This is a genomic window from Coprococcus eutactus, assembly GCF_025149915.1.
Classification (GTDB): Bacteria; Bacillota; Clostridia; order Lachnospirales; family Lachnospiraceae; genus Coprococcus; species Coprococcus eutactus.
Genome location: NZ_CP102278.1, coordinates 1,525,946 through 1,540,005, shown reverse-complemented (window position 1 = coordinate 1,540,005; position 14,060 = coordinate 1,525,946). Strand labels below are relative to the sequence as shown.

16 protein-coding genes are annotated in these 14,060 nt (G+C 42.0%); all 16 read left to right on the top strand.

The genetic code is table 11. The features are described 5' to 3' along the window. Positions 1 to 2: 2 nt before the first annotated feature. The 16 genes from NQ536_RS06635 to NQ536_RS06560 all read left to right on the top strand — a co-directional run bounded on the left by NQ536_RS06635 (position 3) and on the right by NQ536_RS06560 (position 13,968). A complete protein-coding gene (locus tag NQ536_RS06635) occupies positions 3 to 1,487 on the top strand; it encodes an ASKHA domain-containing protein (protein ID WP_004850928.1) in 1,485 nt (494 codons plus the stop codon). Between the two features lie 30 nt (positions 1,488 to 1,517). Further along, the gene (locus NQ536_RS06630; RefSeq protein ID WP_004850930.1) at positions 1,518 to 2,315 is read left to right on the top strand and encodes an MBL fold metallo-hydrolase; all 798 of its coding nucleotides are present in this window, start codon (positions 1,518 to 1,520) and stop codon (positions 2,313 to 2,315) included. A gap of 98 nt (positions 2,316 to 2,413) precedes the next feature. Next, complete coding sequence (locus NQ536_RS06625; protein WP_004850932.1) at positions 2,414 to 2,686, top strand: ACT domain-containing protein; 273 nt, start codon at positions 2,414 to 2,416, stop codon at positions 2,684 to 2,686. Between the two features lie 35 nt (positions 2,687 to 2,721). Next, positions 2,722 to 4,086 carry a PFL family protein gene (locus NQ536_RS06620; protein ID WP_004850934.1) on the top strand — a complete coding sequence of 455 codons (1,365 nt, stop codon included), beginning with the start codon at positions 2,722 to 2,724 and terminating at the stop codon, positions 4,084 to 4,086. Positions 4,087 to 4,247: 161 nt separating this feature from the next. Continuing rightward, on the top strand, positions 4,248 to 6,116 hold the full coding sequence (locus tag NQ536_RS06615; protein WP_004850936.1) for a TIGR03960 family B12-binding radical SAM protein: 1,869 nt from the start codon (positions 4,248 to 4,250) through the stop codon (positions 6,114 to 6,116). Then, a complete protein-coding gene (locus NQ536_RS06610) occupies positions 6,100 to 6,798 on the top strand; it encodes a TIGR03936 family radical SAM-associated protein (protein ID WP_004850938.1) in 699 nt (232 codons plus the stop codon). The genes NQ536_RS06615 and NQ536_RS06610 overlap by 17 nt, the downstream gene beginning before the upstream one ends. A 102-nt stretch (positions 6,799 to 6,900) precedes the next feature. Next, a complete protein-coding gene (locus NQ536_RS06605; protein WP_004850941.1) occupies positions 6,901 to 8,064 on the top strand; it encodes a ribonuclease E/G in 1,164 nt (387 codons plus the stop codon). Positions 8,065 to 8,224: 160 nt separating this feature from the next. Then, positions 8,225 to 8,533 (top strand): 50S ribosomal protein L21, encoded by a 309-nt coding sequence (rplU, locus tag NQ536_RS06600; protein ID WP_004850943.1) that lies wholly within the window; start codon positions 8,225 to 8,227, stop codon positions 8,531 to 8,533. A 25-nt stretch (positions 8,534 to 8,558) separates the two neighbouring features. Beyond that, complete coding sequence (locus tag NQ536_RS06595; protein WP_004850945.1) at positions 8,559 to 8,885, top strand: ribosomal-processing cysteine protease Prp; 327 nt, start codon at positions 8,559 to 8,561, stop codon at positions 8,883 to 8,885. Positions 8,886 to 8,890: 5 nt separating this feature from the next. Continuing rightward, positions 8,891 to 9,178: a 50S ribosomal protein L27 gene (gene rpmA / locus NQ536_RS06590; RefSeq protein WP_004850948.1), complete on the top strand. Its 288-nt coding sequence runs from the start codon at positions 8,891 to 8,893 to the stop codon at positions 9,176 to 9,178. Positions 9,179 to 9,399: 221 nt separating this feature from the next. Then, complete coding sequence (obgE, locus tag NQ536_RS06585; RefSeq protein ID WP_004850949.1) at positions 9,400 to 10,695, top strand: GTPase ObgE; 1,296 nt, start codon at positions 9,400 to 9,402, stop codon at positions 10,693 to 10,695. Between the two features lie 46 nt (positions 10,696 to 10,741). Next, entirely contained in the window at positions 10,742 to 11,029 is a 288-nt protein-coding gene (yhbY, locus tag NQ536_RS06580) for a ribosome assembly RNA-binding protein YhbY (RefSeq protein ID WP_004850951.1), read from the top strand. 69 nt (positions 11,030 to 11,098) lie between these two features. Further along, positions 11,099 to 11,734 (top strand): nicotinate-nucleotide adenylyltransferase, encoded by a 636-nt coding sequence (gene nadD / locus NQ536_RS06575; RefSeq protein WP_004850953.1) that lies wholly within the window; start codon positions 11,099 to 11,101, stop codon positions 11,732 to 11,734. Next, a complete protein-coding gene (gene yqeK / locus NQ536_RS06570) occupies positions 11,731 to 12,318 on the top strand; it encodes a bis(5'-nucleosyl)-tetraphosphatase (symmetrical) YqeK (RefSeq protein WP_004850954.1) in 588 nt (195 codons plus the stop codon). Before nadD ends, yqeK begins: the two co-directional genes overlap by 4 nt. Positions 12,319 to 12,368: 50 nt before the next feature. After that, positions 12,369 to 12,758 carry a ribosome silencing factor gene (gene rsfS / locus NQ536_RS06565; RefSeq protein WP_004850956.1) on the top strand — a complete coding sequence of 130 codons (390 nt, stop codon included), beginning with the start codon at positions 12,369 to 12,371 and terminating at the stop codon, positions 12,756 to 12,758. Positions 12,759 to 12,780: 22 nt separating this feature from the next. Beyond that, complete coding sequence (locus tag NQ536_RS06560; protein ID WP_004850958.1) at positions 12,781 to 13,968, top strand: HD-GYP domain-containing protein; 1,188 nt, start codon at positions 12,781 to 12,783, stop codon at positions 13,966 to 13,968. The last annotated feature ends 92 nt before the right edge of the window (positions 13,969 to 14,060 follow it).

Here is a 14,060-nt window from a genome sequence, read left to right as displayed (position 1 = left end):
CCTTGGATAACAATAAGATCACAATAACAGTAAACAATAATAGATTCATTGAGTGCGGGCAGGGGGACAACCTCTTCTCCGTTCTCAGCAGGGCAGGGTATGTATTCAGCGGAAATTGTGGAAAGCGAGGTACCTGCCAGCGGTGTCTTGTTGATATAGCGGGTGAAGGTTCTGTAAAAAGCTGCGCATATACGGTGACACGAGATATTGCGGTGACTATCAGTGATGATAACACGTCCATACTCACCTCATATGCCCAAGGATATGATCAGTTTAGTGGCATATCTAAAATGGCAGACACGACTTTAACGGATATCGGAAAGAGTTCTGCCAAGATGCAGAATCGGAAGCTTGGAGCAGCTATAGACCTTGGAACGACCACCATAGCAATGGAACTGGTTGACATGTCAACAGGGATTGCTATAGACAGACGCGGATTCATGAATCCTCAGATAAAGTACGGAAGTGATGTCATATCAAGGATCGGAGTGGGATCAACTGAGGCTGGTCTGACCGATCTCAGAAAAGCTGTGACGCATAAGCTTGCGTCCGAGCTTTATGATATGGTTGCTGAAACAGAAGGCATATCACATGTTGTCGTATCTGGTAACACCACCATGAATGCGATTCTTGAAGGATATACTCTCGACAATCTTGGACATTCACCATTTGTCATTAGAAATGCTGATGCTGAAACTATACCTGGCAATGTTTTCTTTGATGGAATGTTGTATGAAGACTCCGCATACACTGATACATTTGCTGACATGAGTATCACATGCCTGCCAAACCTGAGTGCTTTTGTCGGCGCTGACGCGCTGTGTGGAGCGTTGGTTTGTGACATAGACAGATCAGACACATATCAGCTTTTTGCGGATCTTGGAACAAACGGAGAATTGATTCTGGCAAAACAAGGAATCGGATATGCGACATCATGTGCCTGCGGTCCGGCATTTGAGGGAATGTTAAAAAGAGGAACCTCTGCGCCGACAACAGCCTTTGATCTGCTTTACAGGCTCAACACACTGCACATCGTAAGTGATGACGGTGTGCTTGCAGACCAGTATCTGGAAAATGGATACAGACTTGCAGGCGGAATCGTTGTCGATATGGATATGATACGAAGCTTTCTGCTTGCAAAGGCGGCTATATGTGCAGGTATTGAATCGCTTATGGATATTGCGGGTATATGTGATAGAGACATCTCAAAAGTCTATCTTGCCGGCGGTTTTGGCTGCAGTCTGAGGATATCCAGCGCTGTAAGTCTCGGCCTCTTTCCTGAAAGTTTTCGGGAAAAATCGGAATTTTCTGGAAACACATCACTGTACGGGGCACATAAGTGCTTGATTGATGAGTCTTTTATTGATAGAATATATGAGTTTAAAGGAACTCTGACTGCTGTTAATCTGGGTGAATTTGATGGATTTGACAGAAGATATTACAGCCATATGAATCTGAGACCATGGAGTTCTGATAACAGTAAATAACATACAATACACAGATAAGAAGAACACGATATGAAATTACTAAGCATAGCAAGTGGCAGCAGTGGAAACTGCTATTACGTTGGAAATGACAATACACACCTTCTAGTGGATGCAGGTATAAGCTGCAAGAGAGTGGAGACAGCTCTGAAAGATGAAGGGTTAAAGCCATCCGAGCTAAATGGGATTCTTGTGACACATGAACATATAGACCATGTAAAGGGAATCGGCGTTCTGGCAAGAAAACATGGTGTGCCTATATACGCCACAGCAGGGACCATCATGGAGATGAAGAACATGTCATCTCTTGGAAGTATTGATGAAGGTCTTTTCCATGAGATACGCCCAGATGAAAAGATCTTGATAAACGATATAATTGTAGATCCTTCATCCATATGGCATGATGCCACAGATCCGGTGTGTTACAGCCTGTACGGAGATGGAAAAAAGATATCTATCGCAACAGATATGGGGAATTTCAACGATTACATAGTAGATAAACTTGACAACTCGGATATAATGGTAGTTGAAGCCAATCATGATGTGAGAATGCTCGAGGCGGGATCTTACCCATATTATCTCAAAAGACGTATTCTCGGCAATTACGGGCATCTGTCAAACGAGCTCTCAGGCCAGCTTATATACAGACTTCTCAACGATCACGTAAAGGGGATTTTGCTTGGACATCTGAGCAAGGAGAACAACTTTGAAGAACTGGCATACGAGACAGTCAAGCTGGAACTTGCCGACAACTCATTTGCAAGCGATGTAAGGGAATTTGGTCTGGCAGTTGCCAGAAGGGATGTGCCGATGGCTGCTATAGAAGCCTGATCTTAATATATTGATCAGAAAGCCTGAACGGTTTTTAAGGAGTAAAAAAGATGAGTCTGCTGAGACAGATATCATCATCAACAAGGAGGATAAATGAAATGAAGAAGAGAATCATAACTGTAGTAGGTAAGGACAGCGTGGGAATCACAGCTAAGGTATGTGTATATCTGGCAAACAACCAGATCAATATACTTGACATATCACAGACTATAGTTGCAGGGTATTTCAACATGATGATGGTGGTTGACACTCAGGAGTCATCAAAATCAACAGAGCTCATCGCTTCAGAGCTCGGTCAGATCGGAGACGAGATCGGAGTTCAGATAAAGGTACAGCACGAGAAGATATTTGAGACAATGCACAGAATTTAATAATACACAGTCAGACGACGGAAAAGAGGAAATACATGATTAGCATAAATGAAGTAATTGAGACCAATAAGATGATCTCAGACATGAATTTGGATGTTCGTACCATCACAATGGGTATCAGTCTTCTAGATTGTGTAGGCGCAGATGTAGACGATACATGCACAAAGATTTATAACAAGATAACAACATATGCCAAGGATCTTGTGTCAACAGGTCAGGAGATATCAAGAAGATATGGCATTCCAATAGTAAATAAGCGAGTTTCTGTAACACCTATTGCGCTTGTGGGCGGTTCAGTCTGCAAGACAAGCGAGGATTTCGTCAAGATAGCAAAGGCTCTCGATAAGGCAGCAGATACTATAGGAGTAAACTTTATCGGCGGATATTCTGCACTTGTAAACAAGGGCATGACTCCTGCAGATGAGCTTCTCATCCGTTCAATCCCAGAGGCTCTCTCAACAACAGGAAAGGTCTGCAGTTCAATCAATGTCGGTTCAACAAAGACTGGTATTGATATGGATGCGGTAAAGCTTCTCGGAGAGATGATCAAGCACACAGCTGAACTCACAAAGGATGAGGACTCTATCGGATGTGCAAAGCTCGTTGTATTCTGCAATGCACCTGATGACAATCCTTTCATGGCCGGAGCATTCCACGGCGTTACAGAGGGAGATTGCGTAATAAATGTCGGTGTCAGTGGTCCTGGCGTCGTAAAGAAAGCTCTTGAGAAGGTGAGAGGAGAGAACTTTGAGATCCTTTGTGAGACTATCAAGAAGACAGCTTTTAAGGTTACAAGAGTTGGACAGCTTGTTGCCAAGGAGGCATCTAAGATGCTTGGCGTGCCATTTGGTATCGTAGACCTGTCACTTGCACCTACACCTGCCATTGGCGATAGCGTTGGTGAGATACTTGAGGAGATTGGTCTTGAGTATGCGGGAGCACCTGGAACAACAGCAGCGCTTGCACTGCTCAACGATCAGGTAAAGAAGGGCGGAGTCATGGCTTCATCATATGTGGGCGGACTCTCAGGAGCATTTATACCTGTATCAGAGGATCAGAGAATGATCGATGCCGTTTCAGCAGGTGCCCTTACACTTGAGAAGCTTGAGGCTATGACCTGTGTATGTTCTGTAGGTCTTGATATGATTGCAATCCCGGGTGACACATCACCGGCAACTATCTCAGGAATCATAGCGGACGAGATGGCTCTTGGTATGATAAACCAGAAGACTACAGCTGTCAGACTTATCCCTGTCATCGGAAAGGGGCTTGGGGATCAGGCTGAGTTTGGAGGACTTCTCGGATATGCACCTATCATGCCTGTAAACAGCTTTGCATGTGATAAGTTCGTCAACAGAGGTGGACGTATCCCTGCACCTATTCACAGCTTCAAGAACTAATTCTGATCGTGTATGGATATCGCGTATATGGATTATGGATATTTCATACGCATATCGATATAATAGATATAAACAGTGGATGCGCACGGAACTTCCGTATTTCGTGCGCATCTCTTTTGCTGTAATTGAATAAAAAGAAAAAATATTTAAGGAATTTATATATGAGAAAATTAGCGTTATCGGATGAGATACTGATGAAAGTTGAAAAACCCGCAAGATATATAGGTGGCGAATACAACAGTGTGATCAAGGAGAAGGACAAGATAGATGTTCGTTTCTGCATGTGTTTTCCCGATGTATATGAGATAGGAATGTCCCATCTTGGAATACAGATACTGTATGACATGTTCAACAGAAGGGAAGATACATGGTGTGAGAGAGTATACTCGCCATGGCCGGATCTTGATGCTGAGATGAGAAAACATGCCATACCACTTTTTGCATTAGAATCACAGGATCCTATAAAAGACTTTGATTTTCTGGGTATAACCCTTCAATATGAGATGTGTTACACGAATATTCTTCAGGTGCTCGATCTATCAGGTATTCCTCTGCGCACCAAGGACCGTAAGAAAGGGGACACACTTGTAATCGGTGGAGGCCCTTGCTCATATAATCCAGAACCTATTGCAGACTTTTTCGATATATTCTACATGGGTGAAGGTGAAGTATCGTATGATGAGTTGCTAGAACTTTACAAAGTCTATAAGCACTCCGACATGACAAGGCAAGAATTTCTCATAAAAGTGTCAAACATTCCGGGACTTTATGTGCCAGAGCTCTATGAGGTGACTTATCATGAAGATGGAACGATAGCCTCTTTTGGCCCGAAATTTGATGGTGTCCCGGCAACAGTTACAAAGACAGTGGTTATGGATCACAGCAAGGTGACGTATCCAGAAAAACCGGTCGTGTCATTTATGAAGCTCACCCAGGACAGAGTCGTGTTGGAGATCATGCGAGGCTGCATAAGAGGCTGTCGTTTTTGCCAGGCGGGAATGATATACAGACCGACAAGGCCTAAGAATGTAGATATGCTAAAGGGCTATGCTGAGAAGATGTTGGCAAGTACCGGACATGAGGAGATCACTTTCAGCAGTCTGTCATCCAGTGATTATGAAGATCTCCCTGAACTTACCGACTGCCTGATTGAGAAGATGGACAATGAGCACGTAAATATCTCGCTACCATCTCTGCGTATAGATGCTTTCTCACTTGATGTTATGAGCAAAATCCAGGATGTCAAGAAGAGTTCCCTCACATTTGCACCGGAGGCAGGAACGCAGAGACTCAGAAATGTCATAAATAAGGGGCTCACCAAGGAGGACATCATGAATGGTGCCCTGAAGGCATTCAAGGGCGGCTGGGACAAGGTAAAGCTTTACTTCATGATGGGACTTCCTACGGAGACTTATGACGATATTGCAGGAATCGCAGACCTGTCGGAGGAGATCACAGAACTGTTTTTCGCAAATATTCCGAGGGAAGAGCGAAATGGCAGAGTGATGGTCACAGCTTCTGCATCATATTTCGTGCCAAAGCCTTTTACACCATTCCAGTGGGCACCGATGATAAGACCTGAGGAATTTGTCAAGAGAGCTTACTTTGTGAAGGATAGATTTCGCGAGGAGAAGAACCATAAGAGCCTTAAATTCCAATACCATGAGGCAGACATAACAATACTAGAAGGACTTCTTGCAAGGGGCGATAGAAAACTCTGCGACGTCATATATGATGTCTACAGATCAGGACAGATATATGACGCATGGACAGAGTTCTTTAAAAAAGAAAACTGGGACAATTCCATGGCTAAGCACGGTCTTGACATTGATTTTTACACATACAGGGACAGAAATGTTGACGAGATCCTTCCGTGGGATTTCATAGATATAGGAGTTACAAGGGGATTCCTTGAGAGAGAGTGGGAGAATGCCCAGAATGAAAAGGTGACTCCTAACTGTAGACAGCAGTGCTCAGGATGTGGTGCGGCAAGATTTGGAGGAGGTGTGTGCTTTGAAAATAAGAATTAAATACTCCAAGCTTGGCAATCTGAAATTCATAGGTCATCTTGATGTTATGAGATATTTTCAGAAAGAGATAAGGAGGGCAGGTCTTGATGTAAGCTATTCAAAGGGATATTCCCCTCACCAGATAATCTCATTTGCAGCTCCTCTTGCCATGGGAATAACATCTGACGGGGAATACTTTGACGGTGAGTTTGAATCAGTCTCAACATCAAAGGCTATGGTCGATGCCCTGAATGCCGTCTCTGTCGATGAGATGCATGTAACAGAGTGCGTCCTTCTTCCTGATGATGCAAAAAATTCCATGTCAGTAGTGTCTGCATCGGATTATGTGATCACATTTGAGGAAAAATGTTCCACTGAAGAAAAATCCAAATTGCTTGGCAGTGTGATGGATTTCATGGTGCAAAAAGAGATCGTGATACTCAAAAAGACCAAGAAAAGCGAACGTGAGGAGAATATTAAACCGGGAATCATGAAATGTGAACTTAGAGGTGACTCCATGTACATGCTTCTCTCGACAGGAAGCGAATACAATCTGAAGCCGGAGCTTGTCATGCAGGCACTCTATTCGTTTTCAGGCATTGAACATAACCAGTTTCATTACCATATACACAGGCTTGAAACATATATGGATTCCCCTAAGGGCGGTATCATGCCACTTTATCAGGCTGGAACATCATTTTGATGCTGCCTAATATGCAGCAATTCGACACACAGATCACATTTCAAATACATTTTACTTATTTGAAATTCAAAAAGTAATATATTAAATATCAAGGAAATAAAAATGAGAAAACTTGTTGTCACACACTATGAAAATAAAATACTTCAGGCAACCATTCACGATGGAAAAGTCACAGACCTGAATCTGTCTGAAAATGATACTGTTCTCGGCAACATATATGTGGGAAAGGTTGCGAATATAGTAGACAATATAAATGCGTGTTTTATCGACTACGGAGATAAACTGCCATGCTATTACAGCCTTGATGACAATGACATCATATATGCCGATGGGAAAGAACACACCAAGCTCAGGATCGGCGATGATGTGGTCGTACAGATCAGCAGGGATGCTGTCAAGACAAAGAATCCTGTCGGATCCTCCGAGCTTACCATCAGGGGCGAATATTCTGTAGTTCATACCGGAAACCAGATTGGAATATCAGGCAAGATAAGTAGCAGAAAACTCCGGGATGATCTAAAAAAACTGGCAAAGGAAACTCTTCCGGACAATATGGGTTGTATTATCAGGACAAACGCGGCAGGTGCAGAACACGACGTCATAAAAAAGGAGTTAAATGATCTTGCCGGCAGACTTGAACAGATATTAAAGGCGGCGACTACAAGAAAGTGTTTCTCATGTCTGTTCAGGAATCCACCTGAATATATAGAAAACATTACTCTTATCGGAAGCCAAAAGATAGATGAGTTTGTGACCGATGATCTGGATATATTCAATGTATTTAATGAATACTCCGGCAAAAAAGGTCTTTGTGATATAAATGCAGTTCTGTATTCCAATGATAATTGCCCACTTTCGGCAATATATAACCTGAAAAAAGAAGTCGAGGGTGCACTTAAAGAGAGAGTATGGCTCAAATCGGGGGCTTATCTCATAATCCAGCAGACAGAGGCCATGGTGGTTGTGGATGTCAACACAGGTAAATCTGTTTCAGGAAAGGATATGTCACAGCATATCCTGAAGGTCAATACTGAGGCGGCGGTTGAGACGTGTAGACAGCTAAGACTCAGAAATCTGTCCGGAATCATAGTCATAGACTTTATCAACATGAAAAATCCTGATGACATATACAAGATTCGCGATGTACTCATAAAAGAGTTGGCAGATGATCCGGTTCCAGCAAAGTATGTCGATATAACAAAACTAGGCCTCATCGAGCTTACAAGAAAGAAACTTAAGAGACCGCTCCATGAAATGCTTATTTAAAGATGTTTATCTTAGTAAAAAATATTGTAAAAATATATCTGAAAATTATTGACAAATAACCACCTTGATGGTAGATTATATGAGTATGCCGCACAGTTAGGTATAAGTGTGTTAACAGACACCACCAAAACTGGCGAGTTTGATTAAGGAGGTATTAACCATGTACGCAATTATAGCAACAGGCGGTAAGCAGTACAAGGTAGCTGAAGGAGACGTAATCAAGGTTGAGAAGCTCGCAGCAGAGGCTGGAAGCGAAGTAACATTTGATGATGTTATCTTAGTAAGCACTGATTCAGACGTTAAGTGTGGAGATGCAGTTGCTAATGCATCTGTAACAGCATCAGTAGTTGGTGAAGGCAAGTCTAAGAAAGTTATTGTTTACAAGTACAAGAGAAAGACTGGCTATCACAAGAAGAATGGTCACAGACAGTCATATACTAAGGTTGAGATCAAGAAGATCAACGCTTAATTATTGATTGTATCGATTATAAGACATGATTGATGTAGTTATTTATCAGAACAGCAATTCGGATTATATAGGATTTAAGACGAATGGACATGCCGGTTATGATGATCCAGGACATGATATCGTATGCAGTGCAGTGTCTGCTATTGCGATAACTATTTTGAACTCTATTGAAGAACTTTCAGATGTGAGTTTCACACTAGATTGCGATCAGGAGAGTGGCAATATGGATTTCATGTTCAAGGAGTCACCTGATATCAAAGCACAGACTCTGATACAGGCATTTGTCATCGGTATATCTGGAATTGAGGAATCCTATGGCGATTATATTTGTATGACCTTTAAGGAGGTGTAATTGACATGATGAAGATGGAACTTCAGTTTTTCGCTCATAAGAAAGGTGTAGGTTCTACAAAGAACGGCAGAGACTCAGAGTCCAAGAGACTTGGTGCTAAGAGAGCTGACGGTCAGTTCGTAAAGGCTGGTAACATCCTTTACAGACAGCGTGGAACAAAGATTCACCCAGGTCTTAACGTTGGTATCGGCGGAGATGACACACTGTTTGCTACAGCTGATGGTATCGTTAGATTTGAGAGAAAGGGTAGAGACAAGAAGCAGGTTTCTATCTATCCAGTAGTTAACGAGTAATATTGGATATATATAAGTAATACTATCAAGAGACTGGAGTAATTTTTATTATTCCAGTCTTTTTTTACAGACAAAAGTGCAGATATAGGGTATACTATGAAATAGTGTGCAGATATGTATCTGTAGAACTTGACACAGACAATTAAGACATTAAATTAAGATATTGAATTAAGACACTGAATATTCGGTAGAGAATATCTGACACAGAAAGGCGGTATTGTATGTTTGCCGATAGAGCCAGAATATATGTGAGATCAGGTAAGGGCGGTGACGGACACGTTTCATTTCGAAGAGAAAAATACGTGCCAAACGGCGGTCCTGACGGCGGAGATGGGGGCAATGGCGGAGACGTCATATTTGTTGTCGACGAGGGAATGAATACTCTTACTAATTATAGACACGTAACAAAATACAGAGCCGGAGACGGCGAAGAGGGTGGCAAGAAGAACTGCCACGGCAGCAATGGTGCCGACATAGTACTCAAGGTTCCACCTGGAACTGTTGTAAAGGATTCCGAGACAGGGAAAGTCATACTTGATATGGCATATAAGAAAGAACCTGTAGTATTCTTGAAGGGAGGCCGTGGCGGACGTGGAAACAGAACGTACGTTACATCCACTATGCAGGCTCCAAAATATGCACAGCCGGGACAGCCTGCAAAGGAACTCACGGTCGATCTGGAACTTAAGTGTATCGCGGATGTAGGCCTTGTTGGATATCCAAGTGTTGGAAAGTCAACATTTCTTGCCAGAGTGACAAATGCGCGTCCGAAGATTGCAGCGTACCACTTTACAACACTTGTTCCAAATCTTGGTGTTGTAGACCTCGGTGACAAGAACGGATTTGTCATAGCTGATATTCCAGGAATCATAGAGGGCGCCTCGGAGGGAACAGGTCTTGGCCTGCAGTTTCTCAGACATATTGAGAGAACAAAAGTTATAATTCATATCGTTGATGCAGCCTCAGTTGACGGCAGAGATCCTATCAACGACATACATGTCATCAATGAGGAGCTCAAGAAATACAACAAAGACATAGAGAACAGACCACAGGTCATAGCTGCAAATAAAGTCGATCTGCTCGATGATATTGGATATGAGACAGTTATAGAGATGCTGAAGGAGGAATTTCCCGAGGATCAGGGATATAAGATATTCCCTATATCTGCAGTGTCAGGAAAGGGCATAAATGAACTCCTGTGGTATGTCAACGACCTTGTCAAAGCATCTCCTAGAGAGATCATTGAATTTGAGCCTGAGATAGATCTGTCCATGCAGGATGATCCAGAGCTTCCATTTGAGGTCAGAAAGTCAGACGAAGAGGAAGGCGTATACATCGTTGAGGGTCCTCGTATCGAGAAGATGCTCGGTTACACCAACCTTGAATCAGAGAAGGGATTTGACTTCTTCCAGAAGTTCCTCAGAGACAATGGAATTCTCACACAGCTTGAGGCACTTGGCTGCGTAGATGGAGATACAGTCAGAATGTATTTCCTTGAGTTTGATTATTATAAGTAAAATAAGTAAAGGAGATGGCTGCTTTCGTGGCAGTCAGATATGATAAATGAACAGCAAACAGAGAGCATATTTAAAAGGGCTGGCACAGACTACTCAGCCTATACTCAACATAGGAAAGTCATCACTCACACCTGAATTTACAGCATCGGTTGCTGAGGCACTTGAAGCTAGAGAGCTTGTCAAGATCTCAGTTTTAAAGAATTGTCTCGATGATCCGAAAGAGATCGCATCTATGCTCAGTGAGAGAACGCACTCAGAAGTCGTACAGGTCATCGGCAGAAAGATCGTTCTGTACAAAGAATCAAAGGAACGCAAGAGGATTGAGCTTCCTTAAGCTTATTCATAAGATATCGATTATATTGCAGCATTTTGCATTATATTTGAAACTAATAGGAGAGTTTTTATGGATACACGGTTTTCTAAGCGCATCGGTATACTTGGGGGGACTTTTAACCCGATACACTACGGTCACATTGAACTTGGAATACAGGCTCTGTCCCAGTTTGATCTGGATAAAGTTCTCGTGATGCCAAACAATAAACCGGCATATAAGGATGTGACATCTGAGATAGCTGCAAGTCATCGTATAGAAATGATAAAGCTTGCAATATCAGATATTCCGGGACTTGAGTATTCTGATTTTGAAATTAGCCGTCCAGGGATCACATATACTTCAGATACCCTTGAATCCCTACATTCATTATATCCTGATGTTCACTGGTATTTTATAATGGGCGGTGACTCGGTAATGTATTTCGATAAGTGGTTCAGACCGGATGTGATAGCTCGTCTGGCAACCCTTATCATCACCACAAGAAGCGACACGCCAGCAGAGTCTGTTGCCGGCAAGATAGCAGATCTCAGATCTATGTATCCATATGCTGATATACGAACTGAGACAATACATGAGTATGACGTATCCTCAAGTCAGATAAGGGCAAATGTGAAAACAGGGCTCCCTATTGACGATGACGTGCCTGCTACAGTGAAGGATTATATACTTCAGAATCATTTATACGAAACAGGAGAGAGAACATGAACAGACCTGAGATGAGGGAAAGACTTCAGAATAAACTTACAAAAAAAAGATTTGAACACTCTCTTGGTGTAGAGTATGTATCAGGTTGCCTGGCTATGGTTCATGGTGCCGATGTCGAAAGAGCACTGACCGCAGGACTTCTTCACGATTGCGCCAAGTGTCTGTCAGCGGAGGATAAGCTCGCCAAATGTAAGAAGCACGAGCTTCCTATAAGCAAGGTAGAGTTCGAAAATCCTGAACTTCTTCACGCCAAGCTGGGAGCTTTTTATGCTCGTGAAAAATATGGTGTAGAAGACGATGATATTCTTTCAGCCATTGAATTTCACACAACGGGCAGACCAGCCATGTCGCTTCTTGAAAAGATAGTGTTCGTAGCAGATTATATCGAACCGAACAGAAGGGCACTTCCAGAGATCGAACAGATACGACGGGAGGCATTTACGGATATCGATGTATCGGTGGTTCATATACTCAGAAACACGCTAAGCTATCTAAGCAACGAAAATTGCGGCAGCACCGACGAAATGTCTGTAATGACATATAACTACTACGTCAGCCAGACTGATGAAAATAAAGCGAAATAGCAGCGTATATAAGCATAAAATACATATTTGATATTCCGGGGAGGAGCCATATGACAGATTCAAAAACAAATTTAATAATAGACTCTAAAAAAGATTCAAAGACAATGCTGAAAATCACATGTGCCGCATTGGAAGATAAGAAGGCTTTTGATATCAAGATCATAGATATAAGTAAGATCTCAACACTTTGTGATTATATTGTCATCGCTGACGGTACAAACAAAAAACAGGTTCAGGCGCTCTGCGACAACGTGGAGGACGAGATGAGAGAAGCGGGATACAATCATAAAGGAGTGGAGGGATACTCCGAAGGTGGATGGATTTTACTAGATTATTATGATATAATTATTCATATATTTTCAGAGGAATCCAGAAGATTCTATAACATTGAAAAGATATGGAATGATGGGGAAACAGTTTCATTAGACAGCTTAGACTGATTTATTATTTGGGGATTATAAAATGGAGAGTAACAGACTATTAAGCGATAATTATATCAAGATCAATCATATTGCGTCCAAATGTATGAGACTATTTGTCATACTCATACTTCTTTACTGGGTTTTCACATACATCGGAGGTCAGTGCAACTTTGTTATTCTATGTTCCTGCATGGGCGTTTGTTGTATACTGGCTCTGACACCGACGGTTTTCATCGATATGCTCAAGAACAATCAGGGTAAATGCATCAAATATATAGTTATAGCCCTTGCTGTTCTTATCTGTACTATACTCAGCACGACATTATCATATACGGCAATGATTGTCTGGATATTTCCAATGCTTGTTGCATCACTGTATTATAACAAGACTATGGTTTTGTATACAGCTCTTTTGTCTACACTGGGAGTATTCGGAGCTGATATAGCAAATTACCGTCTGTGTGATCTGGTGATTCCTCCAGTTCATGCTGACTTTGCGGACAATATGATACTCTTTATTGCTCCGTGTGTAATTGCAATATTCCTCATGTCGTTCGTATCATACTTTATAGTATCGAGAAATTCATCTATGTTGAACAATGTTATCGAACATTCTGAGGAGGTTAAGACAAATCAGAAAGAGCTCATATATGCATTTGCAGAGCTCTCAGAGAGCAAATCCAAATCAACTGGAGAACATATTAAGAGAGTTGCGAAATACATGGAAGTGCTCGGCAAGGCATCTGGCTTTGACGATGACTATGTAGATATGTTATCAACGGCGGCCATGATGCATGATATAGGCAAGCTGATGATCAGTGAGGAGATTCTTAACAAACCATCAAGGCTTACTGAAGAGGAATTTGCAATCATGAAGAGTCACGTTCTCTATGGGGATGCACTTTTATCCAAATGTCCCGGACAGATCCTTCAGATCGCGAGAACTATTGCCAAGGAACATCATGAGAAGTGGGACGGCTCTGGATACCTTCATATGAAAGGCGAGGAGATTGCATACATAAGCAGACTTATGGCTGTCTGTGACGTATTTGATGCACTTACCTCAGCCAGATACTATAAGAAAGGCTGGTCGATGGAAGAGGCGTATACAGAAATCGTAAGCCAGAGTGGCAAACAGTTTGATCCAAAGGTTGTGCTTTTGTTCCAGGCTCATTTTAAAGAATTTAAACAGATAGCAGAACAGAATGCCGATAAACATATCTACTAACTTTATATATCTACTAACTTTATGCATCCTTGGATGTTTCCTTTATCATAATAAGAGCCTTTTGTATAATATCAATTATTATACAAAAGGCT